Below are 25,754 nucleotides of genomic sequence, written 5' to 3' on the forward strand. Positions count from 1 at the left end.
AAGGATGTCGACCATGCGCCAAGCGCAAGCGCTGCACTTCTCCACCCATGACGGCGTCGAGCTGCACTACCGTCACTGGCCTGCCACCCGTAACCAACACCAGCCACGCCGGGCCGTGGTGATGTTCCATCGCGGCCACGAACACGGCGGGCGCATGGCACACCTGGCCGACGAGCTGGACATGCCGGGCTACGATTTCTTCGCCTGGGATGCCCGCGGCCACGGCCATTCGCCGGGCGCGCGTGGCGACAGCCCGGGCTTCGCCACCAGCGTGCGCGATGTGCAGACCTTCATCGAGCACATCCAGGCCAGCCATGGCATCGCCGAACAGGACCTGGTGGTGCTGGCGCAGAGCGTAGGGGCCGTGCTCGTGGCCACCTGGGCCCACGACTACGCGCCCAAGGTGCGCTGCCTGGTGCTGGCCTCGCCAGCGTTCAAGGTCAAACTGTATGTGCCGTTCGCCCGCACCGGCCTGAAACTGCTGAAAGCCTTGCGCGGCAACTTCTTCGTAAACAGCTACGTCAAGCCCCGCCTGCTCACCCACGACCCCGAACGGGTCATGTCGTACGTGGCCGACCCGCTGATCAGCCGGCCGATTTCGGTAACCATGCTGCTGGGCCTGTACGAAGCCGCCGACCGGGTGGTGGCGGATGCCCAGGCCATTCAGTTGCCAACCCAGCTGCTGGTGTCCGGTGCCGACTTCGTGGTCGAACGCCAACCGCAGGAACGCTTCTTCGAACGCCTGGGCAGTGCGCGCAAGGAAATGCACATCCTGCCAGGCTTTTTCCACGATACCCTTGGCGAGCGTGACAGGGCCCATGCCTTGCGGCGCATCGAGCGGTTTGTCGAACATTGCTTCGCCAGCCCCGCCGCCCTGCCGTCACTGCTCGATGCCGACAAGACCGGCGCCAGCTGCGCCGAAGCCGAAAGCCTGGCCGCACCGCTGCCGCGCAACTCGCCCAGCGACCTTTACTGGCGTGCTACCCGTGCCGGGCTGCGTCTGGGCAAGGGGCTGTCCGAAGGTGTGAAACTGGGTTTCGATACCGGTTTCGACTCGGGCAGTACCCTGGACTACGTGTACCGCAACCAGCCGACCGGCAAAGGCAGGCTCGGCCGCCTGATCGACCAGAACTACCTCGACGCCATCGGCTGGCGCGGCATCCGCCAGCGCAAGCTGCACGTCGAGGAACTGCTGCGCCTGGCCGTCGTCCGCCTGCGCGAACAGCAGCGGCCGGTGCACATCGTCGATATCGCCGCCGGCCATGGCCGCTACATTCTCGAGGCCCTGCAGGAGCTCGAACAGCTGCCGGATTCGATCCTGCTGCGTGACTACAGCGAACTGAACGTGCAGCAAGGCAGCGCATTGATTGCAGAAAAGGGCCTGGCCGACATCGCCCGCTTCGTCCAGGGCGATGCCTTCGACCGCCAGAGCCTGGCCACCCTGGAACAACCACCGACCCTGGCCGTGGTCTCCGGCCTGTACGAACTGTTCGCCAGCAACCAGTTGGTAGGCAACTCGCTGGCCGGCCTGGCGGATGCGCTGGAAGATGGCGGCTATTTGGTCTACACCGGCCAGCCGTGGCACCCGCAACTGGAAATGATCGCCCGCGCCCTCACCAGCCACCGCGGCGGCGAGGCCTGGGTGATGCGCCGCCGCAGCCAGGCCGAAATGGACCAACTGGTAGAGGCGGCGGGGTTCCGCAAGCTGGCCCAGCGCATCGATGAATGGGGCATTTTCAGCGTCAGCCTGGCACAACGGGTGCGCTGAATGAGCCCATCACGCGAGCCCCGGCTGATCCGCCGAGGCGTGTTCTGGCTCCTGTTGCTGGGGCCGCTGTTTTTCCTCAGTTACGGGCTGGCGAACAACCATACCGCCGGGCGCAGTGATGTCGGCAGCCTGGTGTTCGGCTGGGAAAGCCGCATGCCGTTGTGGCCGTGGACGATCATCCCGTACTGGTCGATCGACCTGCTCTACGGTTTGTCCTTCCTGCTGCCACGCACGCGCCAGGAAATGGACCGGCACGCGCTGGCGCTGCTCACCGCGCAGCTGATCAGCGTCAGCTGCTTCCTGCTCTGGCCGCTGCGCTTCACCTTCGAGCGGCCGGAACTGGGCGGGGTGTTCGGCTGGATGTTCGATGTGCTGATGGGCTTCGACAAGCCGTTCAACCAGGCGCCTTCGCTGCATATTGCCCTGCTGGTGATCATCTGGACGATGTTTGCCCGGCACGTGCAGCGCCAGCCCTGGCGTTGGCTGATGCATGGCTGGATGGCACTGATCGGGGTGTCGGTGCTGACCACCTGGCAGCACCATTTCGTCGACGTTCCCACGGGGGCATTGGCCGGGTTTGCCTGCGTCTGGTTGTGGCCACATCGAGGGCAGTTGCCCTGGCAGCAGGTGCGGCTTGCGCGGGATGCCAAGCGTTGGCGCTTGGCGTTGTTTTATACCGTGGGTGGACTGCTGTGCGCGGTGCCAGCCGTTGCGTTCGGCGGTGTCTGGCTATGGTTGACCTGGCCGGCCGTGTCGCTGGCCCTGGTGGCGCTGAACTATGCCGTGCTCGGTGCAGGCGGGTTTCAGAAATGCGCCGATGGTCGCTTGTCGAATGCCGCCAACTGGCTGCTGGCGCCTTATCTGGCGGGGGCGTGGGTCAACTCGCGGCTGTGGACATGGCGGCATCCGCAGGCGGATGAAGTATGTGATGGCGTATACCTCGGGCGAATTCCAGGGCGCGGCGAGCAGTTCGCTGCGGTGGTCGATTTGTGCGCGGAGCTACCGTGTCATGTTCAGCACAGCGCTCCTACACAGGCCGCGTCCGCCGTTGGCTACGCATGTTTTCCTACCCTGGACCTGATCGCCCCGGAAAGCCCATTGCTGCACCAAGCCGCCGTCACCATCGAACGCCTGCGCTCGCAAGGCCCGGTGCTGGTCTGCTGCGCCCTGGGCTATTCGCGCAGCGCCAGCGCCGTGGCAGCCTGGCTGGTGCTCACGGGCCGCTGCAGTGATGCTCGCCAGGCCGAAGCGCTGATCCGCAAGGCCCGCCCTGGCGTGGTGCTGCACAGCGCACACCGCCAGGCCTTGCAACAGCTAGGGACACAACCATGACGCTGTACGTGGTGGCCAGCCTGCTGGGCCGAGGTAAACAACTGGAACGCCTGTCGGACGGCCTCACCCTGCTGGCCCTGGCCTACGGTTTGGCGCCCTTGCTGGGTGCCCGATTGCAACCGCTGGCCAGCCTGCTGTGCATTGCGCTGCTGGTACTAGGCGTGCTGCACAAGTACTGGGCCATCCGTGTGGCCATCGATGCCCAATTGTTCGCCCGCCTCGCCGCCAGCCGCGACCTGGCGGCGGACACCCAGGCCCTGGACCACGCACTGTTCGAACTGAAACTCAAACCGCAGGCCGCCGACACCCGAGCATGGCCTGCCCGTAGCCGGGCCGCGCTGGCCCTGTTACGCCGCCAGGCAGTGTGCCTGGGCCTGCAGCTGTCGCTGGCCTTGGCTACCCTGCTGACACTGCCTTTGAAGGGATGACTACCGATCCATGCTCGCCAACCTGACCGCCTACCTCATCACTTCCGCCGCCCGCCTGATCACCGGTGCCCGCGCCCTGTGGCTGGGCTGCACGCCGCTGCCGGTGCAGCGCCTGTATTTCGCCAACCACAGCAGCCATGGTGATTTCGTGCTGCTGTGGGCCTCGCTGCCGCAGCCGCTGCGCAAGCGTACCCGTCCGGTAGCCGGTGCCGATTACTGGGCCAAGCCGGGCATTCGCGATTTTCTTATCCGCAAGGTCTTCAACGGTGTGCTGATCAACCGGCAACACAGCGCCGGCCAGGGCAGCCCGTTGCAGCCGATCCTCGAAGCAGTGGCCCAGGGCGACTCGCTGATCTTCTTTCCGGAGGGCACTCGCAATCTCGGCGACGAGCCGCTGATGCCGTTCAGGAGCGGGCTGTACCACCTGGCAGCAGCCAACCCCGAAGTCGAACTGGTGCCGGTATGGATCGCCAACCTCAACCGGGTGATGCCCAAGGGTCGTGCCTTGCCATTGCCGTTGTTGTGCACATTGAGCTTTGGCGAGCCGCTGCACCTGCAGGCGGATGAAAGCAAGCAAGCCTTTCTCGAGCGGGCCAGCCGGGCCTTGCTGAACCTGGCCCCCAAGGATGCCTGAGATGGACGACAACACCCTTTCCCTGTTTGCCGGCATCGGCGCCCTGCTGCTGCTCGCCAGCGTGATCGGCCGCCTGCTCAAATGGCGCGCCGGCCCGGCACCGCACACGGTGATCGACAACCTCAACGCCCGCATCAACGCCTGGTGGGTGATGGTACTGGTGATCGGCATTGCCTTCCTGTTCGGCAAGTATGGCGTGATCGTGCTGTTCTACGGCGTATCGTTCTATGCCTTGCGCGAGTTCATGACGCTCACCCCGACCCGGCGCAGCGACTACCCGGCACTGGTGGCGGCGTTCTATGTGGCGCTGCCGGTGCAATACGTGCTGATCGCCATGGACTGGTACGGGTTGTTCAGCATCTTCATCCCGGTGTACCTGTTCCTGTTGCTGCCGATCCTGGCCAGCTTCGGCGGCGACACCACGCGCTTTCTCGAGCGCGCCTCGAAGGTGCAGTGGGGGCTGATGATCGCGGTGTACTGCGTGTCGTCGGTGCCGGCATTGATGACCCTGGACATCCCGGGTTACGAGGGCCGCAACCTGCTGCTGATTGCTTGGCTGATCCTGGTGGTGCAGATCAGCGACGTGCTGCAGTACGTGTGTGGCAAGCTGTTCGGCAAGCACAAGGTAGCGCCCAACCTGTCACCATCCAAGACCGTCGAAGGCCTGGCCGGCGGCGTGGCGCTGGCCACCCTGATCGGCGCCATGCTGTGCTGGATCACCCCGTTCAGCTTCTGGCAGGCCGCGCTGATGGCGTTGGCGGTGAACGCCATGGGCTTCTTCGGCGGGCTGGTGATGTCGGCGATCAAGCGCGACCGTGGGGTGAAGGACTGGGGGCACATGATCGAAGGCCACGGCGGCATGCTCGACCGCATGGATTCGGTGTGCTTTGCCGCGCCGGTGTTCTTCCACTTTGTGCGGTATTGGTGGGCGTAGCGAAAGTGAGCCTACCGATTAGTGCGAAAGGGCCAACTCTCGCAGTGCAGCCGAAGCCAGAAAACCGGAGCGGGACGCATAGCGATGATCACGCTTCACTTTTTCGTCGATTCGTTGAAGCAGGTTTTCCGGCAGCGTTGCATTGAAGCGAACCGCCTTACCCAGGTACGGGGTGACATCAAAATCCACAACGGCCCAGACCCCGCCTTCATAGTCAGGGTTTGCCACATGGACGTCGACTTCCTGTGCCTGCGGCAATGCCTCGTTATCTGCGACCAACCCTTCAAAATGTAGTGCCAGCGCTTCCTGAACATTCTCCAGTGCTTTTGCAACAGTGGCACCGGCGCTGAAGCAACCGGGCACATCAGGTACGGTCACGCCGTAGTCCGAGTCGGCGTCTTTGTGCAATACGACCGGGAATTTCATTGACTACCTCCGTTGATGCTCGTGCTGGCAGTGCCGTTGGCTTGTATCAAGCCAGCCTGCTTCAAGATGCTGCGTACTGTGCCCTTGGGGAGCTCACTCTTGGGATGAGGAACCGTGACTCGCCCCTTTTTGTCGGATGCCTGAACTGGTAATGACTACCTTTCACATCAACCTGGTACCAGCCATCGGCTTCAATAAGCTGGATAACTTCACGACTGCGCATTCATTCTTCCTCGGCAGTCGATGTGTATCATACACACCGAATTGACCAGAACAAAGCGCACTACACACTATGCACACGTGTCGCGACCAGCGGACAGATTGGATGGCAAAGTAGGAACATGCCTTCTGACACGTCGGAAATCAGCAAGTACCATCGGGTACCAATACCTCCCTAGGGTATCGGTGCCGCCGGTCTGCTACTTGAGGTACGACCGCAGCAACGTCGCCACCTTGTCCGCCTCGTCCTGCCGCTCCTCGGCACTCAGCCCGTCCGCCACCAGGTGTTCGCGGATATGCCCTTCCATCACTTCGGCCATCAGCCCGTTCACCGCACCGCGCACGGCGGCGATCTGCTGCAGTATCGCCAGGCAGTCCTTGTCCTGCTCCAGCGCTGTCTCCAGGGCGGCGGCCTGGCCTTTGATCTTGCGCACCCGGGTCAGCAGCTGCTTCTTGCTCTTCAGGGTATGTGCCATTGGGTTTCACACCATGCTAGGTATACTGGGGTATAGTATATTTGTCGACGTTCCGGGAGCATGATAAACCATGGCGACACAAACCTCAGACCGCTGGCAGCACAGCCACCAGTTCCATACCAGCAACCTGAGCGCCGAGCGCAAGACGCGCCTGGCCGTGTGGCTGACCGCGGTGATGATGGTGGCGGAAATTACCGGGGGCTGGTTCTTCAATTCCATGGCGTTGCTGGCCGACGGCTGGCACATGAGCTCCCACGCCCTGGCCCTGGGCCTGTCGCTGCTGGCCTATGCCGCCGCGCGGCGTTATGCCGGCGACCGGCGCTTTGCCTTCGGCACCTGGAAGATCGAGATTCTCGGCGGCTACTCCAGCGCCCTGCTGTTGCTGGGCGTGGCCGGGCTGATGGCATTCCAGTCGGTGCAGCGCCTGCTGGCACCGGGGCCGATCCACTATGACGAGGCGATCTTCATCGCCGCCGTGGGCCTGGCCGTCAACCTGATCTGCGCCTGGCTGCTGCGTGACGACCATCACCATCACGATCATCACCACCATGGCCACCACCATCACCATGACCATGGCCATGGCCACCATCACCACGACCTGAACCTGCGCTCGGCCTACCTGCACGTGATGGCCGACGCCGCCACCTCGGTGCTGGCTATCGTCGCCCTGCTGGCCGGCAAGTACTGGGGCGCCGGGTGGCTCGACCCGGTCATGGGCCTGGTCGGTGCGCTGCTGGTGGCGCTGTGGGCCCGCGGGCTGCTGCGCGATACCGGGCGGGTGCTGCTGGATGCGGAGATGGACGCGCCGGTAGTGGAAGAAATCCGCGCGGTGGTCGCGCAGCTGCCGGTGCCGGCCAGCATCACCGACCTGCACGTGTGGCGCGTGGGCAAAGACCAGTACGCCTGCATTCTCGGCCTGGCCGCCTGGGCCGAACTCAGCGCCGACAGTGTGCGCCAGTCCCTGGGCGTGCACGAAGAACTGGCGCACATCACCGTCGAGGTCAACCGCCTGGCATAGCGCGACCAGACAGCTGGACGTCGAGCCCAGGCAACTGCGGCTCGGCCGATGGCCCTATGGTGACGAGTCATTCAGCCAGTCACCAGGAGTTGTGCCATGTCCGATTTCATCACCGTCCTGCGCGAAACCTGCCCGACGCCGGTCGTGGACGCCACCAAGTGGAAGCGCATCGGCGGCGATCCGCACACCGTCAACCTCAACGCCTACCTTTCGGCCGACGGCAGCAAGATCATGGGCACCTGGATCTGCACTCCGGGCAAGTTCGAGGTCAACTACGAGAAGTGGGAGTTCTGCCATTTCCTCGATGGCTACTGCATCATCACCCCGGAAGGCGAAGAGCCGAAGCACCTGAAAGCGGGTGATGTGTTCGTGATCGAACCGGGGATGAAAGGCACCTGGGAAGTGGTCGAGACCGTGCGCAAGTACTTTGTCTTTGCCTGATTCCACAAACCACACATAGCCCTGTAGGAGCAGCCTTGTGCTGCGAAGAGGCCTGCCCCGGCTCAGCACTTGTGTTGCCGTGACTGGCCTCTTCGCAGCACAAGGCTGCTCCTACAAACTGATCCAGGCCTGGCACTCGGGCAAAAAAATCGCGGATCAGACGCCCTTCCCTCTGGTGCGCAGTTACAGAGGGAAGGCCGCCTGGCCCGCGATGAAGTCCTCGCTCGTCAATCCTTCTTGCGGTAACCCTCGACGATCGCCGAGAAGTCCTTGCCACCCTCGCCGCGCAGGCTCATGGCCTGATACAGCTGCTGGGCCACGGCCCCCAGGATCACCGGTTGATGCGCCTGGCGTGCAGCCTCGGTGGCCAGCCCCAGGTCCTTGAGCATCAGCTCGGCGCCAAAGCCACCGGTATAGCCACGCGATGCCGGCGCGGTTTCGATGATGCCCGGCCACGGGTTGTAGGTGTCCGAGCTCCAGCAACGCCCGGTCGAACTGTTGATGATGCCGGCCAGCACCTTGGTGTCGATGCCCAGCGCGTTGCCCAGGGCCATGGCCTCGGACACGCCGATCATCGAGATGCCCAGCAGCAGGTTGTTGCAGATCTTGGCGATCTGCCCGGTGCCGACTTCACCGCAATGCACGATGTTGCGGCCCATCTGCTCCAGTACCGGCTTGAGGGTGGCGAACAGCTCGGCGCTGGCACCGACCATGAAGGTCAGGGTGCCTGCCGCCGCACCGCCGGTGCCACCGGACACCGGCGCATCGCCCATGTCCACGCCCTTGGCCGCTGCGGCCTTGGACACATCACGCGCAGTCTGCGGGTCGATGGTGCTGCAATCCACGGTCGGCGTGCCGGGGCGAATGCCGGCCAGCACGCCGTCTTCGTTCAGGTACACGCTGCGCACATGGGCAGCAGCCGGCAGCATGGTGATCACCAGCTCGCTGTTGGCCGCCGCGTCCTTGGGCGAAGGGCTGATCTGCCCGCCCAGTTCTGCCAGCTCGGCCAGCACGGCCTTGTTCAGGTCGAACAGGTTCAGTTGGTGCCCGGCCTTGATCAGGTTGCGGGCCATGGGTGCGCCCATGTTGCCCAGGCCAATGAATGCGATACGCATGACTCTCTCCTTAGCGCAGGCTGATGGTGGTGTTCACACCGTCGTTGACGCTGTCATCATCGAACCAGCGGGCGGTGACGGTCTTGGTCTGAGTGTAGAACTGCACCACTTGCTTGCCGTACGGGCCGAGGTCGCCGAGCTTGGAGCCACGCGAGCCGGTGAAGCTGAAGAACGGTACCGGGACCGGGATCGGGATGTTGATGCCGACCTGGCCGACGTCGATTTCGCTCTGGAATTTGCGCGCTGCCGCGCCACTCTGGGTAAACAGGCCGGTACCGTTACCGAACGGGTTGGCGTTGACCAGGGCGATGGCCTCGTCAAGGGTATCGACCTCCAGGGTCACCAGCACTGGGCCGAAGATTTCCTGGGTGTAGACCTGCATGTCGGTCTTCACGCCCGAAAACAGGGTCGGGCCAATGAAGTTGCCTTGCTCGTAGCCCGGTACCGTGACGTCACGGCCGTCGAGTTCCAGCTTGGCGCCTTCCTTGATGCCACTTTCGATCAGACCCAGCACACGCTCCTTGGCGCGTTTGGAGACCACAGGGCCGACATCGGTGCCTGGCTCGCAGCCGGCATTGACCTTGAGCTTGCTGGCCGCTTCCTTGATATCCGGCAGCCATTCACGGGCCTTGCCCACCAACACAGCCACCGAGGTGGCCATGCAGCGCTGGCCTGCTGCACCGAAGGCGGCACCGACCAGCGCGTTGACGGTTTGCGTGCGGTTGGCATCAGGCAGCACCACCGCGTGGTTCTTGGCGCCCATCATCGACTGCACGCGCTTGCCGTGCTGGCTGCCCAGGTTGTACACGTGGGTGCCCACTTCAGTGGAGCCGACGAAGGAAATCGCCTTGATGTCCTGGTGGGTGCAAATGGCATCCACCACTTGCTTGCCGCCGTGCACCACGTTGAGCACGCCAGCCGGTATGCCGGCTTCCAGCGCCAGTTCGACCAGCAGCATGGTCGACAGCGGGTCCTGCTCGGACGGCTTGAGCACGAAGGTGTTGCCGCAGACGATGGCCATGGGGAACATCCACAGCGGGATCATCGCCGGGAAGTTGAACGGGGTGATGCCAGCGCATACGCCGATCGGCTGGCGCAGGGTGTAGGTATCGACGCCGCCGGCAACGTTCTCGGCGAATTCGCCCATCTGCAGGGTGCCGATGGAGGCGGCGTGCTCGACCACTTCCAGGCCGCGGAAGATATCGCCTTCGGCGTCGGCCAGGGTCTTGCCCTGCTCGGCACTGAGGACTTGGGCGATGCGTTTGGTGTTTTCGCGGATCAGCGCCTGCAGCTTGAGCATGATGCGCATGCGCGCGCCGATCGGCGTGTTACGCCAGGTCTGAAAGGCACGGTGGGCAGCGGCGACGGCTGCGTCGACTTCTTCGACGGTGGCGAACGGTACGCGCGCCAGCACTTCTTGGGTGGCCGGGTTGACGATGTCGCGCCATTCGGTGGTCTTGGACTCGACCCATTGGCCGTCGATCAGCAGCTTGACCTGCTCGATTTTGGTCTGGTTAGGGGATTGCGGTGCGTTCATCTGCGTTCTCCTTGGAATTATTGTCGGGACGAGATCGCCAGCGCCGTGCAAACGCGAGGTGGCGTCCTGAGGCTTGTTTCGAGTATAGATGTGCAAACATCCAACAAGAACGCACAAAAAAACCGGATCATCATGCAAAAAGACCTTACATCCCTGAGCGCGCTCAACTGGGACGACCTGAAGTTCTTCCTTGAAGTGGCGCGTACGCGCAAGGCCAGCAGCGCCGCCAAACGCCTGAGCGTGGACTACACCACTGTGTCGCGGCGCATCAGCTCGCTGGAGGGGGCGCTGGGCACCTTGCTGTTCGAGAAATCCCGGACCAACGGCTTTGTCCTCACCGCCGAGGGCCAGCGCTTGCTGGGCTATGCCGAGTCGATCGAGAGCACGCTGCACATGGCCTGCGAGCAGGTATCCGGGTCGGGCGTGGCGTTGTCGGGGCATGTGCGCATGGGCTGCACCGAAGGCTTCGGCAGCTTCTTCGTCACCCCGCAGCTAAGCCACTTCGTCGATGCCTACCCAGCGATTTCGGTGGATATCCTGCCGCTGCCGCACTTCATCAGTCTGTCCAAGCGCGAGGCGGACATCGTCATCGCCCTGGAGCGGCCGGAGCATGGGCCTTATGTGTGCTGCAAGCTGTGCGACTACCGCTTGCGGCTGTACGCGACCCAGGACTACCTGGACCGCCATGCACCGATCAACCAGATCGCGGACCTGGCCAGGCACCCGTTCATCAGCTACGTAGACGACCTGGCATTCAGTTCGGAGCTGCTGTACCTGGCCAACCTGATCCCCAGCGCCAGCGCGCATTTGCGCAGTACCAGCGTGATTGCGCAGTACACGGCAGCGTTGCAGGGGCGTGGGCTGGCGATCTTGCCGTGCTTCCTGGCGGCGCAGGACCCGCGGCTGGTGACGGTGTTGCCGGAGGAGATCGAGGTGACGCGGCAGTTCTGGATGTATTGCCGGGAGGATTTGAGGAAGTTGAAGCGGATTACGCTGTTGTGGGACTACATCCGGGGGGTGACCGAGGCGAATGCGCCGTTGTTGATGGGGGAGACCCGGGAGATGCGGTTTGCTCAGGAATAAGGGGCTGCGTTGCAGCTCATCGCCGGCAAGCCAGCTCCCACAGATGCAGCGTTGATCTAGAGGTTGTCGCTGTACCTGTGGGAGCGGCCTTGTGTCGCGAAAGGGCTGCAGAGCAGCCCCGGCAATTTGTGCATCTGCGCTAAAACCCCGGGGGTAACACAGATAATGTGGGAGCGGGTTTACCCGCGAAGCAGACAACTCGGTGCATGGCACCGGCTTCGCCGGTGTTCGCGGGTGAACCCGCTCCACAGGGATATCTGATAGCACGTAGGCTGTGGTCAGTAGGAAGCCACCACAATGGATACCCGCCGGTTCTCGGTGCGCCCGGCGCTGGTGCGGTTGTTCGCCACCGGCTGGCTGCTGCCCAGCCCGCGGGACTGGATGTTCTGCGCCGGCATGCCTACCCCGACCAGCGCCTTGGCAACGCTCTGTGCGCGGCGCTCGGACAGCTGCTGGTTATATGCCGCCTTGCCGGACGAGTCGGCATGCCCATCCACCCGCACCCCCTGGATGCCAACGCCGAGCAGCGCCTTGCCAATGCGTTCGACAATCGCCTGGCTCTGGCTGTTGAGGCTGTCCAGGTCGCTGCCGAACAGCACCTTGCCGGACAAATCGTAGGCCCAGCCTTCGTCGGTCGGGGTAAAGCCTTCACGCTTGAGCACGGCAATCTGCTCGGCGGACAGGCCTTTGGGCGGAGCGCTCTGGCAGCCGGTCAGCGCCAGCACGGCGAGCAACAAGGCCCAAAGGGGGAAACGCAAAGCCTGTATCACGGGTTCAACTCCTGTTCTTGATTTCGCTGGCGGACCGTTCCGTCTGCGCCACCTGCCAATGGCCACGGCGTTTGCGCTTGGCCTGGTACATCGCCGCATCGGCGGCATTCAGAAGACTGACGGGGTCGGCGCCGTCATCCGGGTAATAGGCAATACCGACACTCAACGAGGTGGCGATACTGCGGCCACTGTCCAGCTGTACCGGCAACTTCATGCTGGCAACGATCTTCTCGGCAATGTGCTCGGCGTCCTGGCGCGAATGCAAAGGCGTCAGCAGCACGGCGAACTCGTCGCCACCCAGGCGCGCTACCAGGTCGTGCTCGCGAAGCTGGGCGCGAACGCGGTCGGCCACGCTTATCAGCACTTCGTCGCCCACCGCATGGCCGAGGGTGTCGTTGATCTGCTTGAAGTGGTCACTGTCGAGGAACAGCAGCGCCAGGTGATCCTGCTGCCGTTCGGCATTGCGCACGCTGCGGCTCAGGCGCCCTTCGAAGAAGGCACGGTTGGGCAAGCCGGTCAGGCTGTCGTGGCTGGCCTGGTGGGCCAGGGTCTGGTTTTCGTTCTGCAGGTGGCTGTGCCATACCTCCAGCTCATCCAGCAGCGCGTTGAAGTCATTGCCCAGTTCGTTGAGCTCGGCAATCGGCGCCTCCGGCACGCGCCGGTCGAAACTGCGCTCGCGGCGGGCGGCGTGGGCAACACTGGCCAGGCCGCGCAGCGGGCGGACGATATCGCTTAGCAGACGCCGCGACAGGTACTGGGCAGCCAGGGCGCTGAGCACCGTGCAGAACAGGATGCCGGCCAGCCCGCTGAACAAGAACAGCAACAGGCTTCGCCCCTGGCCAACCAGCTCGATGCGCCCGACCTGCTGTTGCTGGTGCGTGATCGGCAGGTTGATCGGCTCATCCAGCAAGGCGGTGGCCACCTGTGCCTCCAGCCGCGCGAGCACGCCGGTATCACTGCGCTGCCAATGCGCCAGCTGCTCGCCTTCGTTGTTGAAGACCCTGGCTTCGGCCACTTCCTCGGTACTGGCAATCAGCGCCAGCGACTCATTGGCCGCAGCGCTGTCGTCAAACACCACCGCCGCTTCCACGGTGTAGCTGATCGAGCGGGCGATCAGGTGCAGGTTGTCGTTGGCGTAGACACGCAGGGCGAGCACGCCCAGCAGGGTCAGGGATATGCCGGCCAGGCCCACGGCGAGCAAGGCGACGCTGAGGTGCCCACGGCCCAGCACCGAGCGCAGGGTCGGGCGCACGCCGCGCTTGCGCGTTGGTTTCATGGTTGCACCGCCCGGCGCCGCGACAATTGCAGCACGCTGGGATGAATGTGCACGCCGGAGCGTGCCACCGAGTCCAGGTTGACTTCAAAGGCTACCTGCTGGTCGCTGACCCGCAAGCAGAACAGGCTACCGACCGTGCACGGGTCGTCTGCCTCGCTGATGCTCAGCACCGGGTGGCCACTGACGCGCTCGAACAGCCGGTCGCGCTGGCCCTGGTCGAGTTTGCCAATGTAGATGGCGTCGCAGGCCTGGGCGACCTGGCTATCGTCTGCCAGCAGCCGCCGCACCTGCAGCGGTCGGCCAGACTCCTGCACATGGCCTTTGATCAGGTCATCGGCGTATTCGGTCGGGCCGACCAGGCACAGGCGCAAGGGCGAAGGTTCGACGGGCCAGCGGGCGTAGCTGAAGATGCCCAGCACCACTTGGGTGACCGCCTTGGCACGTTGCTGCACCTGGGCGGCAGTCATGGCGGAGTCTGCCTGGGCCGGGCCTGCGGAAAGGAACAGGGCGGCCAGCAATAGCGAAAGCACACAGCTCGTCACTCGCCTTGCGGCCACGTTCATGTGGGAAATCTCTTAAGGCCCTTTCCGATATCGGCGCAACGATAGCACATGGCCGCATGCTTGTAGGAACGGCGCGGATCTAATGCGATCCCTGTGGGAGCGGGCGTGCCCGCGAAGCAGGCACCACGGTGGCTGGCACGGGCTGCGCCCGTGTTCGCGGGCACGCCCGCTCCCACAGGGGGATCTCCTATTGGCTCACTACAGGGTTAGACCTGTTCCAGCATCAACCCGGAAATACGCCGTACTTTGCGCGCCACCGCCTCTTCGAAAATACCCTGGCGAGGCTCGACCAGGCTGAAGCAATGCTTGGCGCGGGTGATGCCGGTGTATACCAGCTCCTTGGTCAGCACCGGGTTGAGCGCATCCGGCAGCACCAGCGCGGTGTGGCTGAACTCCGAGCCTTGGGACTTGTGCACGGTCATGGCGAATACCGTTTCCACTTCGTTCAGTCGGCTGGGCAGGACGAAGCGCACGCCCCCACTGCCGTCGTTACGCGGGAAGGCCACGCGCAGCAACGGTTCGCCGCGCTCATCCGGCAGACGCAGGGCGATGCCGATGTCACCGTTCATCAGGCCCAGGCCGTAATCGTTGCGGGTTACCAGCACCGGGCGCCCTTCGTACCAGGGCTGCTGGCTGTCGATCAGCCCGGCATTGTGCAGCACCCGTGCCACCCGCTCGTTGAGGCCTTCGACACCCCAGGCGCCGCGGCGTACCGCACACAGCAGCTGGAAGTCTTCGAAGCTGTGCAGCACCTTGCCCGCCCATTGCTCCCACGCGGGATCGTCAACGGCGGTATCGAGTGCCGGGCGGAAGCGGCCAAGGGTACGCAGGTAGCTGCGATAACCCTGCGGGCCGTCGCTGCCGCGGTTCAGGCCGTCGAGCAGCAGGCGGTCGAAGGCGCGGTCCTGTTCGTGCTTCAGGGCCAGGCTATGCACATCGGGCGGCGGCGTGGCCAGCAGATTGCGGGCCGCGTGGGAGTCCTGGCGATTGACCAGCCGGGCCAGTTGGCCAATGCCGCTGCCTTCGCCAAAACGCCGCGAGAAGCGCAGCATCACCACCTGCTGGGCCAACGGGTTGCGTTGCTCATCGCCGGCCTTGAGGCCGCTGCCCGCCAGCGACTCGCCACCGATCTGCTCCAGCCATGCCTCGGTCGCCGACGAGTAACAGCCCTCCTCGGCATCCCGGCACAGGTCACCCAGTACCGCACCGGCTTCGACCGAGGCCAGCTGGTCCTTGTCGCCCAGCAGTACCAGACGTGCCCGTGGCGGCAGCGCATCGAGCAGGTTGGCCATCATTTCCAGGTCGATCATCGACGCTTCGTCGACCACCAGCACGTCCAACGGCAGCGGGTTGCCGGCATGGTGGCGGAAGTGCCGGGAACCGGGCCGGCTGCCGAGCAGGCGGTGCACGGTGCTGACCTCGGTGGGGATCTGCCCGCGCACCTCGGCGCTGACCTGCAGGCGCTCGACCTGCTGGCCAATGGATTCGGTCAGGCGCGCGGCCGCCTTGCCGGTCGGCGCGGCCAGGCGAATGCGCAATGGCCTGCCCTGCTCCACCGCCGGCGCCTGCAGCAAGGCCAAAAGGCGTACCACGGTGGTTGTCTTGCCCGTGCCGGGGCCGCCGGTGATGATGCTGAAGCCTGCGCGGGTGGCAAGGGCGCAGGCGAGTTTCTGCCAGTCCACCTGGCCAGCCGGCGTACCACCGTCAAACAGCTGCGCCAGGCGGCCACGCAAGTCGGCCGGGGGCGCCTCGGACTGGGTCAGGCGCTGGCGAAGTGTATGGTCGATGCGCCGCTCGTAACTCCAGTAACGGCGCAAGTACAAACGCTCGCCGCTTAGCACCAGAGGCCGCGCTTGCTGGCCCGAAGTATCGCCGGCGGCCACTAGCGGACTGGCGGCAATGCGCTGGCGCCAGGCGTGCAGGTCGAGGTTGGCGAGCAACTGCGAAGGCAGCAGCAAGGGGCCGGTCAAGGCGTCGCCTTCAGGCGGCAAGGACAGGGCGAAATCGGGCTCGGCCAGGGTCTGCTGCAGGTCCAGGCAGACATGGCCGTGGCCCAGTTGGTGGCTGGCCAGGGCGGCGGCCAGCAACAGCAGTGGGTCGCTACCGGGGGCTCGCTCCTCCAGGAACGATACGAACGCTCGGTCCAGGGCACGCAGCCAGCCGCGCTCTACCCAGCGGTCGAGCAGTTGCAGCAGATCACCGCTGTCATGCTGCGGCGCCAATGCAAGCAGGTGCTCGGCGTGCAGCGGGGTGGGCAATAGGTCGACTAGGCTTCGGCTCATATCACGGCTCCGGCAAACAGGTCCTGCTGCACGGGCGGGTGCTCACCACGGAACAGCGCATCGAGGCTTTCGATCAGCTCACGCGGTGGCTTGGCGTGGTAAACGCCGTGGCCGCTGCTGCTGGCACCTCGCAGGAAGATGAACAGGGCGCCGCCGACATGGCGGTCGTAGTCGTAGTCAGGCAGGCGGGCGCGCAACTGCCGATGCAGGGCCAGCAGGTACAGCACGTACTGCAGGTCGTAGCGATGTTCGAGGATGGCCTTTTCCATGGCCGGGGCATCGTAGGCCTGAATGTCCGGGCCCAGCCAGTTGGACTTGTAGTCAGTTACGTAGTAACGCCCGTCCAGCTCGAAAGCCAGGTCGATGAAACCTTTGAACATGCCATTGAGCACGGTCGGCTGCGCCGCCGGGCGTGCCAGGCCGGGGTGGGTGTGGCGTGCCACCAGGCGGTCGAGCTGTTCGGCATCGACCTGGTGGCTGGCGAACCAGAACTCCATTTCGATCTGGTAGTGGCGCAGCTGCCCAAGCGTCACACCGAGGTCGTTGCCCGGCAACGGCAGCGCTTCGCCCAGCAGGCGCTGCAGCCAATGCGTCAGGGTGGGGATCCAGCCGGTCCAGTCACGACGGTTGCAGCGCTGGCCAACGGTTCGCTCGATCAACCGTGCATTGCCGCTGACCTGGCTGAAGCCCTCGCGGCCAACCCACTCCAGCAAGCCATGCAGGAAGGTGCCGGGGTTGGGCCCGCGCGGGAAGCGGTGAATATCGCCACTGTCGGCCGGGACCTCGCGCAGCACCTGGGTATCGACCACTTCATCATCCAGTAACTGCTGGGCCTGGGAGCTGTCGGCACCGAGGGTCTGGTCGCCGACGCGCAGGGCACTGTACGAGGCAATCCACCAATGCTCGGCGCCCGCCGCGCGGCGCGGCTTGCGGGCAGGCAGCAGCTCATGCTCGGCGTGCGGCATGCGATATACCTGCTCATCTGCCGGCGGTAGGCCCGGGCAGCTGATGTGCGGGCAAGTTGCAGCCAAGGCCTGCAACCAGTCTGTCAGTTGTTGCGAGCCCGGCAGGGCGAGGCCGCCTCCCAGCAGATAGCCGAACGCCGAGCGGTGCAGTTGCGAGCTCTTCTGGTTGCCCCGCTTGAGGTCGGCGACACCCAGCCAGCAGGCATGCTGGGCACGGGTCAGGGCCACATAGAGCAGGCGCAGGTCTTCGGCCAGGCGCTCGTCGTCGGCGCGGTCGATCTGTTCCTGGTCTGGTGTGAGGGTGAGATGGGCGTTGCCCTGGCTATCATGCCAGGCCAGCGGCAGGCGGCTGCCGTCCACTGGTTTGCTGGTGCAGATGAACGGCAGGTAGACCAAGGGGTATTCCAGGCCCTTGGATTTGTGGATGGTCACCACTTTCACCAACTGCTCGTCACTCTCCAGGCGCAGGATCTGCTCTTCACCAGCCTGGCCGGAATTGGCCAAGTGCTCGGCCAGGTGGCGGATCAGCGCCTGTTCGCCGTCCAATTCGCCGGCGGCCTGTTGCAGCAGCTCGGCCAGGTGCAGCAGGTTGGTCAGCACCCGCTCGCCATCGCTGCGGCGGATCAGCGTGCGCGGCAGCTGGAAGTCATGCAGCAGGTGCCGCAGCATCGGCAACACGCCCTGACGCTGCCAGGTGTCGCGGTAACGACGAAAACGCATGACCCAGCCTTCCCAGACCCGCTCGTCCTGGTTCAGGCGGTCCAGCGCAGCCAGCGACAGGTCGAGGGTAAGGCTGGCCAGGGCGGCCTTGAGCAGGCGCTCAGAGTCGGGTTCGGCACAGGCCTTTAGCCAGGCCAACAGGTCGTGGGCTTCCTGGGCGGCGAATACCGAGTCCTTGTCGGACAGGTACACACTACGCACCTCGCGCGCGGCAAGCTCGGCGCGGACCATCTGCGCTTCATGGCCATCGCGCACCAGGATGGCGATGTCCGATGGCAGGCACGGGCGTAGTTCGCCCTCGGCATTCTGGAAACCAGCCGTGCCTTGCTGGCCGCCATTGAGCAAGGCGACGATATGGCTGGCGCAACTGGCTGCCAGCTGCTGCCGGTAAACGCTGCCGGAGACCGGCTCTTCGCTTTCCAGATGCCAGCATTGCAGGGCTGCGCAGGCTTCACCGTCGATCAACAGCTGCTCGCCACGGCCTTTGGCGCGGACCTCGATGAACGGCAGCGGGTTGTCATCAGCCTCGCGGAACAGGAATGCGCCACGCCCTGCCTCACGCGCCTCGGCCTGCAGGAACACCTGGTTGACCGCCGCGACCATGGCCTTGCTGGAGCGGTAGTTGGTGTCCAGGCTGTGCAGGCGACCACTGGTGGCACGGCGGGCAGCAAGGTAGGTGTAGATGTCGGCGCCACGGAAGGCATAGATCGCCTGCTTGGGGTCGCCGATCATGAACAGGCCGGTTTCGGCGCGATTTTCGCTGATCTGGTAGATGCGCTCGAAGATGCCGTACTGCACCGGGTCGGTGTCCTGGAACTCGTCGATCAACGCCACCGGGAACTGTTCGCGGATCAGGCTGGCCAAGCGCTCGCCAGCCTCGCTGGCCAGGGCGTGCTGCAGGCGCAGGAGCATGTCGTCGAACCCCATTTCCGCGCGCCGACGCTTCTCCACTTCGAAGCGTGCCGCTACCCAGTTGGCGGCATGCTCGAGCAACGGGGCATCCGGGCTGTCCAGGGCCTGTAACTGTTGCTGCAAGCTCTGCATGGCATTGAGCGCCGGGTGCTCGGGTGGCTCGCCCTTCCAGGCTTCGGCCATGCCCGCTGGGGTCAGGCGGGTAAAGCCGGTGCCCAGGTCAAGTTCCACCAGTTGTTCGTCTGCGGCCCAGGCGCAGAGTTTGTCGAACCAGGGCTCGAAGTAACGGGCCTGCATCTTGCGGCCATCGACCTGTTTGGCGGCCAGTGCATCACGGCAGATCTGGCGCAACTCCTCGGCCCATTGCGCCCAAGGCGCCTTGAGCCGGGCCAACTGCTCGCCACGCTGCTGCAGCGATGCCTGGATCAGTGCCGCCGGCTCGGGCCCATCGTGCTGGACGCGCACGCGACCGAACAGCGGGCGGATCCGCGGCAGCAAGGCGTCGGGGCTGCCCCAGTGGCCACGCACCCAGGCCAGCGCGTCGCCTTGCATGCCGTAGCAGAAGCGCCGCCAGTAGTCGCGCATGACCTGACCCAGCAGTTCGCTGTGGTCTGTTTCCAGGGTCTGGGTGAACAGGCTGCCGCTGTCGAAGGCATGTTCGCGCAGCATGCGCTGGCACCAGCCGTGGATGGTCGATACCGCTGCCTCGTCCATCCACTGCACGGCGATTTCCAGGCGCCCGGCACAGCGTGGCCAGGTTTCTTCCGGGTAATCGTCACGCAGCTGATGCAGCAGCGGGTCGGCCGCCTCCAGCTCGCCACGGAAGAACCGCGCAGCTTCGGCCAGGCGGGCGCGGATACGTTCGCGCAGCTCTTTGGTGGCGGCGTCGGTGAAGGTCACCACGAGGATCTGCGGTGGTAGCAGCTCGCGGTTGAAGCCCTGCTCGCCACCGTGACCGAGGATCAGACGCAGGTACAGCGCCGAAATGGTGAAGGTCTTGCCCGTGCCGGCGCTGGCCTCGATCAGCTGGCTGCCATGCAGGGGGAAACTCAGTGCCAGGGGACGGTCCTGGGTCATGCGCCTTTCTCCGGGTTGCCCAGGGTCTGCCACGGGGCGTTGAACAATGGGCGGTACAAGGCTTCGCACCAGCCTTCGAAGGTTTCATCAGCGGTGAGTGCGGCAAAGTCGCGGAACTGCCGGGCCAGGGCGATGCTTTCACTGCGCTCGCCGAAGCTGGTGCGCTCATCGCCTTCGTAGGCGCGGGCGGCAGCAGCCAGGGCTTTGTCGCTATCGTCCTGGGCCAGCCAGGCGAACGCGGTCTTGGCCGCGACCGGCAACGGCGCATTCATCGCCGCCTGACGGGCTACCAGCAGGTCGCCCAGCAATTGCGCCGCCTGCGCTTGCGGCAGTGGCTCAAGCAGCAGGGTCAAGTCGCTGGCCACCAGCGCGCTGTTATAGGGGTAGCCCGCCGCGCAGGCCGCCAGGTGCGTGACCCAGGGCGCGATCAGGCGGTGCCACTTGAGGGCGTTACGCCCGGCACTGATAGTGTTGGGTACGGTGGTGATGCTGAGCAGGCTCTGGTCATCTGCCTGGAATACCCGCCCAAGCCACCCTTCGAGGCGGTGCGGGCCGTGCTCGAAATGCACGGGCAATGCCCCCTCGACCAGCTGCGGCCAGCGTTGCAATAGCTGGCGGTGGCGTTGCAGCAAGTCTGGCAGGGGCTCGATCAGCTCGCGCTGAAGCAGTTCGCCGAAGCCGGCCAGTGGCAGCACGCCACAGGCCTGCAAGCGCCGGGCTTGTGCCTGCAGGGCCTGTTCGGCATTGTCCGGCTCGGCCAACGCTGCACCCAACAGGCTTTCACTGGCGCCGTATCGTTGCAGGGTATCGAGGACGAAGGGTTCCTCGTCCGGGGTCGGTGCTTCCAGCGCTTCGAAGTACACCTTCAGACGCTGGCTGAAGAAATGCCGCACCGGGTGGCGCAGGAAGTCATTCAGCTGGGTCAGGCTCAAGGCCTCCTCGTCATGGTATGGCGGCAGGACGTGGTCAGCCTGCTGGTCCTCCTGGCCCTGCTGGTGCAACACCTGCCATTCGTGGGCAAAGCTGAACAGCGGGCTGCCCTTCTGGAAGTAGCGTGAACTGAACGGTTGCAGCGGGTGCTCCTGGGTCAGTGCGTGCAGCAGTTGCTCGCCCGGTTCTGCCGGCTGCCCCTGCTCCGCGCCTGCCAGCTGCCAGCCGGCTGCAAGGTGATCGCGCAACTGGCCGATGAGCACCGAGGCCGGGCGTTCGCTGTTGTCGCGAATGCTGCGCCCGACCCAGCTGACATACAGCTGGTCGCGGGCCGACAACAATGCTTCGAGCAGCAGGTAGCGGTCATCCTCACGGCGCGAGCGGTCACCGGGGCGGTAGTCGCTGGCCATCAGGTCGAAGTCCAGCGGCTGCTGGGCGCGGGGATAATCGCCATCGTTCATGCCCAGCAGGCAGACCACCCGGAACGGGATGGCGCGCATCGGCATGAGGGTACAGAAGTTCACCGAGCCGGCGAGGAAGCGCTGGGACAACTTGCCCTGGTCGAGGCCCGACAGCCAGGCTTCGCGCACTACGGTCAGCGGCAATGGGTCTTGCAGGCCGACGGCCTCGCACACCTCAAGCCAGCTATCACGCAGATCCTGCAACTGCATCAGCAGGAACTCGTCGCGCTCGCCCTCGGCCAGGAAAAACACTTGCAGCAAGGCATGCAGGCGTTCCCCCCACTGGCTGACAGTGGCAGGCTCGGACAAGGCCTTGCTGGCTACTTCGAGGGCGTCGAGCAAGGCGACCAGCGGGCCGATCAGCGCCGCATCCAGGCCACCGATTTCATCGTAGGGTTCGATGCCGTCACAGGCCTCACCCACGCCGACGGCATAACCCAGCAGCATGCGGCGCAGGCCGAACCGCCAGCTGTTCTGTTCCAGCCCAGCGGGCAAGCCCAGGCTGGCCCGCTGCTCGGCATTGAGGCCCCAGCGGATGCCAGCCCCCTCGATCCAGCGGTGCAGCGTGGGCAGGTCGTTTTCGCGTATGCCGAAACGGGCGCGGACTGCCGGCACATCCAGCAGGTCGAGTACTTCGCTGACCGCGAAGCGGCTGTCCGGCAGCTTGAGCAGGTGTTCGAGGGCAATCAGCAAGGGTTCGCGGCCACGTTGGCCCTGGTCGGTCAGGGTGAACGGGATGTAGCGCGGATCATTGCGCTGCAACTGGCCGAATACGGCGCGAATATGCGGCGCGTAGGTATCGATGGCCGGCAGCATGACGATCACATCACGCGGGCGCAGGGTTGGGTCTGCGCTGAACCGGGCCAGTAGCTGATCGTGAAGGATCTCCACTTCGCGTTGCGGGCTATGGGCGATGTGGAAGCGGATCGAGCGGTCCTTCGCTGGGTCGACTGGATGCCACTGCTCACGAGTTTCGGCGAGCGGACGCAGTTCAAGGATGTCGTCCTGCAACTGGTTGAGCAGCGTGGTGGGCGAGCCCTCACTGAATAGGTCGATGCGACCGTCGCTGAACACGCCCTGGTAACTGCTGGGGTCATCGTAGCTGTCGAGCAGGTTGATGTAATCGCGGCCTTGTTTGCCCCAGGCGGCCAGCAAAGGGTGGGCATGCTGGTGCAGCGACTGGTCGTCCAGTTGCAAGGGCATGCCCTGCTTGCGTTGCTGGCGCTTGTACTGGTGGCGCAGCAGGTCCTTGTCGGCAACGATATCGGCCCAGTGGTAGCGGCAGGGGTTGTGCACGCACAGTAGCACCTGGCTGAAGCGTGCCAGGCCGGCCAGTGCCTCAAGGGCCTGGGCTGGCAGCGATGAGATACCGAATACGATCACCCGGGCCGGCAGACCGGCAGGTGCCTGCTCCAGGCTGTTGATCCGTTCAATGAAGCGTTGATGTACGCCGGCACGGCTCTGCGCCATGCCCTGCTCACCAACATCCTCCAGCAATGCACGCCACAACTCGGCCTGCCAGCGGTTGCCCGGGGGCAGCGCCTTGCGTTCACCGCGGGCGGTGTTGAGGATGTGCTCGCCAGCGGCCCAGTCCTTGAGCCAGTCGGCGCGGTAGACCTGATACTGGTCGAACAGGTCGGCCAGGCGCTCGGCGAGCTGATAGCGCTTGCGCAGGTCGCTGTCGTCGGTGAGGAAGCGTCGCAGCGGTTCGAAGTGAGGACGTTCGATCAAAGCCGGGAGCAGACGCATCAGACGCCAGGTCAGCGGTGCCTTGTCGAGCAGGGAGACTTCGGGAATTTCGTCACGGCCCAGCACGCTGCGGTACAGCTGCCACATGAAGCTGCCTGGTAGTTGCACGTCGATGGCGGCGGCGATGCCGCAGCCGCCCTGGTCATCGTCCTGAGGGTCTTCGGCAAGCGCCAGTTTGAGCCATTGGGCGATGCCATTGCTCTGCACCAGGGCGATTTCGTTTTCCAGAGGTGCCAAGGGATAGCGACGCATCCAGCTCACCACCAAGCTGCGCAGGTCGTCGAGGCGGTTGCCGTGGACGATCATGAAGCCTGGGTGAAGGTGGGTGGTGTTGGGCATCGGGAGGTCTCTGGCTGGCGCTGGGGGCTGAGGGGGCACGATATCACGTAGGTACGATACGGAGAGTATGGCGCAGTGCCATTAGCCGATTGACAAGGCATCGGTGGAACCCTGTTAGCGGCCTTGCGCCGTCCCTGTGGGAGCGGCTTTAGCCGCGAAGCGGGCGACGTGGTGGATGGCACCGGCTATGCCGGTGTTCGCGGGTGAACCCGCTCCCACAGGGACTGCGTATGCCCGGGAATTTTTGCGCCACAAAGACAAAACCCCTACCTGCATGTGCAGATAGGGGTTTTGCGAAATGAATCTTGACGATGACCTACTCTCACATGGGGAAACCCCACACTACCATCGGCGATGCATCGTTTCACTGCTGAGTTCGGGATGGGATCAGGTGGTTCCAATGCTCTATGGTCGTCAAGAAATTCTGTTGCCAGAATGTCCAGATGGACAGCCCAGCGAATTCGGATATGCGATATTTGTGATGTTGCGAACTTTCGGTTGTTTCGTCTTCACCACCGCAATCTGCGCTAGCAAATTGCTTGGGTGTTATATGGTCAAGCCTCACGGGCAATTAGTATTGGTTAGCTCAACGCCTCACAGCGCTTACACACCCAACCTATCAACGTCGTAGTCTTCGACGGCCCTTCAGGGGATTCAAGATCCCAGTGAGATCTCATCTTGAGGCAAGTTTCCCGCTTAGATGCTTTCAGCGGTTATCTCTTCCGAACATAGCTACCCGGCAATGCCACTGGCGTGACAACCGGAACACCAGAGGTTCGTCCACTCCGGTCCTCTCGTACTAGGAGCAGCCCCTCTCAAATCTCAAACGTCCACGGCAGATAGGGACCGAACTGTCTCACGACGTTCTAAACCCAGCTCGCGTACCACTTTAAATGGCGAACAGCCATACCCTTGGGACCGGCTTCAGCCCCAGGATGTGATGAGCCGACATCGAGGTGCCAAACACCGCCGTCGATATGAACTCTTGGGCGGTATCAGCCTGTTATCCCCGGAGTACCTTTTATCCGTTGAGCGATGGCCCTTCCATACAGAACCACCGGATCACTAAGACCTACTTTCGTACCTGCTCGACGTGTTTGTCTCGCAGTCAAGCGCGCTTTTGCCTTTATACTCTACGACCGATTTCCGACCGGTCTGAGCGCACCTTCGTACTCCTCCGTTACTCTTTGGGAGGAGACCGCCCCAGTCAAACTACCCACCATACACTGTCCTCGATCCGGATAACGGACCTGAGTTAGAACCTCAAAGTTGCCAGGGTGGTATTTCAAGGATGGCTCCATGAGAACTGGCGTCCCCACTTCAAAGCCTCCCACCTATCCTACACAAGCAAATTCAAAGTCCAGTGCAAAGCTATAGTAAAGGTTCACGGGGTCTTTCCGTCTAGCCGCGGATACACTGCATCTTCACAGCGATTTCAATTTCACTGAGTCTCGGGTGGAGACAGCGCCGCCATCGTTACGCCATTCGTGCAGGTCGGAACTTACCCGACAAGGAATTTCGCTACCTTAGGACCGTTATAGTTACGGCCGCCGTTTACCGGGGCTTCGATCAAGAGCTTCGCTTGCGCTAACCCCATCAATTAACCTTCCGGCACCGGGCAGGCGTCACACCCTATACGTCCACTTTCGTGTTTGCAGAGTGCTGTGTTTTTAATAAACAGTCGCAGCGGCCTGGTATCTTCGACCGGCATGGGCTTACGGAGCAAGTCCTTCACCCTCGCCGGCGCACCTTCTCCCGAAGTTACGGTGCCATTTTGCCTAGTTCCTTCACCCGAGTTCTCTCAAGCGCCTTGGTATTCTCTACCTAACCACCTGTGTCGGTTTGGGGTACGGTTCCCAGTTATCTGAAGCTTAGGAGCTTTTCTTGGAAGCATGGTATCAACCACTTCGTCGCCTGAAGGCAACTCGTCATCAGCTCTCGGCCTTGAAATCCCGGATTTGCCTAAGATTTCAGCCTACCACCTTAAACCTGGACAACCAACGCCAGGCTGGCCTAACCTTCTCCGTCCCTCCATCGCAATAACTGGAAGTACAGGAATATTAACCTGTTTTCCATCGACTACGCTTTTCAGCCTCGCCTTAGGGACCGACTAACCCTGCGTCGATTAACGTTGCGCAGGAAACCTTGGTCTTTCGGCGTGCGAGTTTTTCACTCGCATTGTCGTTACTCATGTCAGCATTCGCACTTCTGATACCTCCAGCAAGCTTCTCAACTCACCTTCACAGGCTTACAGAACGCTCCTCTACCGCGTCATCAAAGATGACACCCGTAGCTTCGG

General features: G+C 63.8%; 18 protein-coding genes, 2 rRNA genes and 1 pseudogene (1 of these 21 only partly in view). 8 read left to right on the forward strand and 13 right to left on the reverse strand.

What is annotated here, in order from left to right; all coding sequences use genetic code 11:
- Positions 1-13: 13 nt before the first annotated feature.
- The 5 genes from M1D87_RS22495 to M1D87_RS22515 are packed head-to-tail and all read left to right on the forward strand — an operon-like array spanning position 14 to position 5,096.
- The gene (locus M1D87_RS22495; protein ID WP_123085742.1) at positions 14-1,768 is read left to right on the forward strand and encodes a bifunctional alpha/beta hydrolase/class I SAM-dependent methyltransferase; all 1,755 of its coding nucleotides are present in this window, start codon (positions 14-16) and stop codon (positions 1,766-1,768) included.
- Positions 1,769-3,100 (forward strand): phosphatase PAP2/dual specificity phosphatase family protein, encoded by a 1,332-nt coding sequence (locus M1D87_RS22500; RefSeq protein ID WP_123085741.1) that lies wholly within the window; start codon positions 1,769-1,771, stop codon positions 3,098-3,100.
- Positions 3,097-3,528 (forward strand): hypothetical protein, encoded by a 432-nt coding sequence (locus tag M1D87_RS22505; protein WP_123085740.1) that lies wholly within the window; start codon positions 3,097-3,099, stop codon positions 3,526-3,528. Before M1D87_RS22500 ends, M1D87_RS22505 begins: the two co-directional genes overlap by 4 nt.
- Before the next feature lie 10 nt (positions 3,529-3,538).
- On the forward strand, positions 3,539-4,162 hold the full coding sequence (locus M1D87_RS22510; RefSeq protein WP_013974237.1) for a lysophospholipid acyltransferase family protein: 624 nt from the start codon (positions 3,539-3,541) through the stop codon (positions 4,160-4,162).
- 1 nt (position 4,163) lies between these two features.
- Positions 4,164-5,096, forward strand: a complete 933-nt coding sequence (locus M1D87_RS22515) for a phosphatidate cytidylyltransferase (RefSeq protein WP_123085739.1) — start codon at positions 4,164-4,166, stop codon at positions 5,094-5,096.
- An 18-nt stretch (positions 5,097-5,114) separates the two neighbouring features.
- Here the strand turns inward: M1D87_RS22515 and M1D87_RS22520 are convergent, their stop codons facing one another.
- From M1D87_RS22520 to M1D87_RS22530, 3 genes and pseudogenes are all read right to left on the reverse strand, one after another.
- A complete protein-coding gene (locus M1D87_RS22520; protein WP_003258416.1) occupies positions 5,115-5,522 on the reverse strand; it encodes a type II toxin-antitoxin system HicB family antitoxin in 408 nt (135 codons plus the stop codon).
- Positions 5,519-5,745: pseudogene (locus tag M1D87_RS22525) on the reverse strand (type II toxin-antitoxin system HicA family toxin). The gene M1D87_RS22520 and the pseudogene M1D87_RS22525 overlap by 4 nt, the downstream one beginning before the upstream one ends.
- 196 nt (positions 5,746-5,941) lie before the next feature.
- Positions 5,942-6,217, reverse strand: coding sequence for a metal/formaldehyde-sensitive transcriptional repressor (locus tag M1D87_RS22530; protein ID WP_003258414.1), 276 nt, complete (start codon positions 6,215-6,217; stop codon positions 5,942-5,944).
- A gap of 70 nt (positions 6,218-6,287) precedes the next feature.
- On the opposite strand from M1D87_RS22530, the gene dmeF reads away from it, so the two are divergent.
- Both dmeF and M1D87_RS22540 read left to right on the forward strand, forming a co-directional pair.
- Positions 6,288-7,235, forward strand: coding sequence for a CDF family Co(II)/Ni(II) efflux transporter DmeF (dmeF, locus tag M1D87_RS22535; RefSeq protein ID WP_123085738.1), 948 nt, complete (start codon positions 6,288-6,290; stop codon positions 7,233-7,235).
- A gap of 96 nt (positions 7,236-7,331) precedes the next feature.
- Positions 7,332-7,676, forward strand: coding sequence for a cupin domain-containing protein (locus M1D87_RS22540; protein WP_003258412.1), 345 nt, complete (start codon positions 7,332-7,334; stop codon positions 7,674-7,676).
- Positions 7,677-7,903: 227 nt separating this feature from the next.
- On the opposite strand, the gene mmsB is transcribed toward M1D87_RS22540, so the two are convergent.
- Positions 7,904-8,791, reverse strand: coding sequence for a 3-hydroxyisobutyrate dehydrogenase (mmsB, locus tag M1D87_RS22545; protein ID WP_039613062.1), 888 nt, complete (start codon positions 8,789-8,791; stop codon positions 7,904-7,906).
- A gap of 10 nt (positions 8,792-8,801) precedes the next feature.
- Positions 8,802-10,328, reverse strand: coding sequence for a CoA-acylating methylmalonate-semialdehyde dehydrogenase (locus M1D87_RS22550; RefSeq protein WP_013974245.1), 1,527 nt, complete (start codon positions 10,326-10,328; stop codon positions 8,802-8,804).
- 132 nt (positions 10,329-10,460) lie between these two features.
- Here M1D87_RS22550 and M1D87_RS22555 point away from each other — a divergent pair, with 132 nt between their 5' ends.
- Positions 10,461-11,411 (forward strand): LysR family transcriptional regulator, encoded by a 951-nt coding sequence (locus M1D87_RS22555; RefSeq protein ID WP_039613063.1) that lies wholly within the window; start codon positions 10,461-10,463, stop codon positions 11,409-11,411.
- A 278-nt stretch (positions 11,412-11,689) separates the two neighbouring features.
- Here M1D87_RS22555 and M1D87_RS22560 read toward each other — a convergent pair whose 3' ends face one another.
- The 8 genes from M1D87_RS22560 to M1D87_RS22595 form a co-directional block, all read right to left on the reverse strand.
- Positions 11,690-12,181: an OmpA family protein gene (locus tag M1D87_RS22560; protein ID WP_023661427.1), complete on the reverse strand. Its 492-nt coding sequence runs from the start codon at positions 12,179-12,181 to the stop codon at positions 11,690-11,692.
- Positions 12,182-12,185: 4 nt separating this feature from the next.
- Entirely contained in the window at positions 12,186-13,457 is a 1,272-nt protein-coding gene (locus M1D87_RS22565) for a diguanylate cyclase domain-containing protein (protein WP_123085737.1), read from the reverse strand.
- A complete protein-coding gene (locus M1D87_RS22570; protein ID WP_123085736.1) occupies positions 13,454-14,020 on the reverse strand; it encodes a YfiR family protein in 567 nt (188 codons plus the stop codon). The genes M1D87_RS22565 and M1D87_RS22570 overlap by 4 nt, the downstream gene beginning before the upstream one ends.
- Before the next feature lie 206 nt (positions 14,021-14,226).
- Positions 14,227-16,302: an exodeoxyribonuclease V subunit alpha gene (recD, locus tag M1D87_RS22575; protein ID WP_123085735.1), complete on the reverse strand. Its 2,076-nt coding sequence runs from the start codon at positions 16,300-16,302 to the stop codon at positions 14,227-14,229.
- Complete coding sequence (gene recB, locus M1D87_RS22580; RefSeq protein WP_123085734.1) at positions 16,299-19,976, reverse strand: exodeoxyribonuclease V subunit beta; 3,678 nt, start codon at positions 19,974-19,976, stop codon at positions 16,299-16,301. Before recB ends, recD begins: the two co-directional genes overlap by 4 nt.
- Positions 19,973-23,455 (reverse strand): exodeoxyribonuclease V subunit gamma, encoded by a 3,483-nt coding sequence (gene recC, locus M1D87_RS22585; protein WP_421091592.1) that lies wholly within the window; start codon positions 23,453-23,455, stop codon positions 19,973-19,975. Before recC ends, recB begins: the two co-directional genes overlap by 4 nt.
- A gap of 303 nt (positions 23,456-23,758) precedes the next feature.
- A 5S ribosomal RNA gene (gene rrf, locus M1D87_RS22590) occupies positions 23,759-23,874 on the reverse strand.
- Between the two features lie 131 nt (positions 23,875-24,005).
- Positions 24,006-25,754, reverse strand: a 23S ribosomal RNA gene (locus tag M1D87_RS22595) (it continues 1,143 nt past the right edge of the window).

The sequence above is a fragment of the Pseudomonas sp. SA233 genome (assembly GCF_054792385.1).

Coding starts and splice junctions, on each gene's coding strand:
- M1D87_RS22495 (WP_123085742.1), top strand. CDS start 14: ATGCGCCAAGCGCAAGCGCTGCACTTCTCCACCCATGACGGCGTCGAG.
- M1D87_RS22500 (WP_123085741.1), top strand. CDS start 1,769: ATGAGCCCATCACGCGAGCCCCGGCTGATCCGCCGAGGCGTGTTCTGG.
- M1D87_RS22505 (WP_123085740.1), top strand. CDS start 3,097: ATGACGCTGTACGTGGTGGCCAGCCTGCTGGGCCGAGGTAAACAACTG.
- M1D87_RS22510 (WP_013974237.1), top strand. CDS start 3,539: ATGCTCGCCAACCTGACCGCCTACCTCATCACTTCCGCCGCCCGCCTG.
- M1D87_RS22515 (WP_123085739.1), top strand. CDS start 4,164: ATGGACGACAACACCCTTTCCCTGTTTGCCGGCATCGGCGCCCTGCTG.
- M1D87_RS22520 (WP_003258416.1), bottom strand. CDS start 5,522: ATGAAATTCCCGGTCGTATTGCACAAAGACGCCGACTCGGACTACGGC.
- M1D87_RS22530 (WP_003258414.1), bottom strand. CDS start 6,217: ATGGCACATACCCTGAAGAGCAAGAAGCAGCTGCTGACCCGGGTGCGC.
- dmeF (WP_123085738.1), top strand. CDS start 6,288: ATGGCGACACAAACCTCAGACCGCTGGCAGCACAGCCACCAGTTCCAT.
- M1D87_RS22540 (WP_003258412.1), top strand. CDS start 7,332: ATGTCCGATTTCATCACCGTCCTGCGCGAAACCTGCCCGACGCCGGTC.
- mmsB (WP_039613062.1), bottom strand. CDS start 8,791: ATGCGTATCGCATTCATTGGCCTGGGCAACATGGGCGCACCCATGGCC.
- M1D87_RS22550 (WP_013974245.1), bottom strand. CDS start 10,328: ATGAACGCACCGCAATCCCCTAACCAGACCAAAATCGAGCAGGTCAAG.
- M1D87_RS22555 (WP_039613063.1), top strand. CDS start 10,461: ATGCAAAAAGACCTTACATCCCTGAGCGCGCTCAACTGGGACGACCTG.
- M1D87_RS22565 (WP_123085737.1), bottom strand. CDS start 13,457: ATGAAACCAACGCGCAAGCGCGGCGTGCGCCCGACCCTGCGCTCGGTG.
- M1D87_RS22570 (WP_123085736.1), bottom strand. CDS start 14,020: ATGAACGTGGCCGCAAGGCGAGTGACGAGCTGTGTGCTTTCGCTATTG.
- recD (WP_123085735.1), bottom strand. CDS start 16,302: ATGAGCCGAAGCCTAGTCGACCTATTGCCCACCCCGCTGCACGCCGAG.
- recB (WP_123085734.1), bottom strand. CDS start 19,976: ATGACCCAGGACCGTCCCCTGGCACTGAGTTTCCCCCTGCATGGCAGC.
- recC (WP_421091592.1), bottom strand. CDS start 23,455: ATGCCCAACACCACCCACCTTCACCCAGGCTTCATGATCGTCCACGGC.